This is a genomic window from Acidovorax delafieldii 2AN, from assembly GCF_000175235.1.
Classification (GTDB): Bacteria; Pseudomonadota; Gammaproteobacteria; order Burkholderiales; family Burkholderiaceae_C; genus Acidovorax; species Acidovorax delafieldii_B.
The window spans coordinates 1-1,929 of the sequence record NZ_ACQT01000428.1 but is presented as its reverse complement, the minus strand read 5'-3'; the positions used below and the strand labels follow the sequence as shown (position 1 = coordinate 1,929).

Sequence of the window (1,929 nt, the reverse complement as noted above, 5' to 3'; positions counted from 1 at the left end):
CTTCGCCGGGCAGGCCCCGCGCGAGGCCAACTGGCCGCTGGGCCGCGCGCTGGCGCAGTTGCACGGTGTGTACATCCTGGCCGAAAACGCGCAGGGTCTGGTGCTGGTCGACATGCATGCCGCGCATGAACGCATCGTGTACGAGCGACTCAAGGCCCAGGTCGATGCCGGCGCCCGCATTGCGAGCCAGCCCTTGCTGATCCCCGCCACCTTTGCGGCCACGCCCGAGGAAGTCGCCACGGCCGAGGCCAGCACCGAGGTGCTGGATCTGCTGGGCATGGAAGTGGTGCCCTTTTCGCCCAAGACGCTGGCCGTGCGCGCCGTGCCTACCACGCTCGCGCAAGGCGACCCGGTGGAACTGGCCCGCAGCGTGCTGGCCGAACTGGCTGCGCACGACGCCACCACGGTGGTGCAGCGGGCCCGCAACGAGATCCTGGGCACCATGGCCTGCCACGGGGCGGTGCGCGCCAACCGCAAGCTCACGCCCGATGAAATGAACGCCCTTCTGCGGCAGATGGAAACCACCGATCGCTCCGACCAGTGCAACCACGGCCGCCCCACCTGGCGCCAGCTGTCGATGCGCGATCTGGACGCCCTGTTCCTGCGCGGGCGCTGAGCGGCCGCCGGCTTCAGCCAGCGTTCAGGTCGCCGGGGCACGATGCGGGCGCTGCCCCCGGCCCCGGAAGCCGGGCCGCCTACACCTGGGGAGACCTCCTTGCGCATACTGCTGATCGAAGACGACGCCCCGCTGGCCGAGGCACTGATGGCCTTTTTGAACGCGCGCGGCTTCGTTTGCGAATGCGCGGCCAGCCTGGCGGATGCGCGCGCGCTGCTGCCCGCCGCGCACTGGGCAGCGGTACTGCTCGACTGGCAGTTGCCCGACGGTGAGGGCCTTGCGCTGCTGCCGCTGCTTCGCCGCACCCTGCCCGACAGCGCGGTGATCATGCTCACCGCCCGCGACCAGATCACCGACCGCATCCGGGGGCTCGACGCCGGAGCGGACGACTACCTGGTCAAGCCCTACGACCCCGACGAACTGCTGGCACGGCTGCGCGCCGTCGAACGCCGGCGCAGCGGGGTGGGCAGCGCCACGCTGCAGCTACAGGGGCTGTCGATCGACCTTGCCCGCATGGTGGTCACCCTCGACGGCCAACCGGTGGAAATCACGGCCAAGGAATGGGCCCTGTTGCGCGTGATGGCCCTGCGGCCCGACCGCATCCACACCCGCGAGAGCCTGCAGGACGCGCTGTACGGCCTGGATGCCAACGCCAGCAGCAACACGCTCGAGGTCTTCATCAGCAACCTGCGCCGCAAGATCGGGCGCGACCGCATCCAGACGCTGCGCGGTCTGGGCTACAAGCTCAACACCAGCGCCTGACCACCATGGCAGCGGCCCGCCCCCACCACAGCCTCTCTCGCGCGCTCACGCGGGCACTGCTGCCATGGATCGCCATGCTGTGGGTGACCGCCGCCGGCGCCGTGGGCTGGTACCTGCAGCACGAGCTGAGCGAACAGCTCGACGCCGGCCTGGTGGAAAGCGCCGAGCGCCTGCTGGACCTGGCCGCGCACGACGCGCGCAACCACCGCAACCCCTCGGAACGCGACGGCACGCTCTACCGCCTTGAGGTCCCGCACAGCAACCTGAGCGGTGCCCACCACGACGTGCTCATGTACCAGGTGGTCAACGGCCACAACGAGCTGCTGCTGCGCTCGGCGGACGCGCCGCTCACCCCTCTGGCCGTGCCGCTGAGCACGGGTTTCTTCGACACGCCCGTGCTGCGCACCTACACGCTCGCCCATCCTTCACTGCCGATGTTCATCCATGTGGGCGACCCGCTGGCGCACCGCAGCGCCGCGCGCGCCCAGGCACTGGCCGGGCTGCTGGTGCCGCTTCTGGTCATCCTGCCGCTGCTGGGGCTGCTGATCCGC

Annotated in this window: 2 protein-coding genes and 1 pseudogene; all 3 read left to right on the top strand. The window is 70.4% G+C overall.

The window, feature by feature from the left end; genetic code table 11:
• Window positions 1-616, top strand: a pseudogene (locus tag ACDELDRAFT_RS21875) (DNA mismatch repair endonuclease MutL); the annotation flags it as partial.
• Window positions 617-715: 99 nt separating this feature from the next.
• Complete coding sequence (locus ACDELDRAFT_RS21870; protein ID WP_040330524.1) at window positions 716-1,378, top strand: response regulator; 663 nt, start codon at window positions 716-718, stop codon at window positions 1,376-1,378.
• 5 nt (window positions 1,379-1,383) lie between these two features.
• On the top strand, window positions 1,384-1,929 hold a 546-nt coding region (locus ACDELDRAFT_RS21865; protein ID WP_005800761.1), incomplete at its 3' end, for a sensor histidine kinase N-terminal domain-containing protein.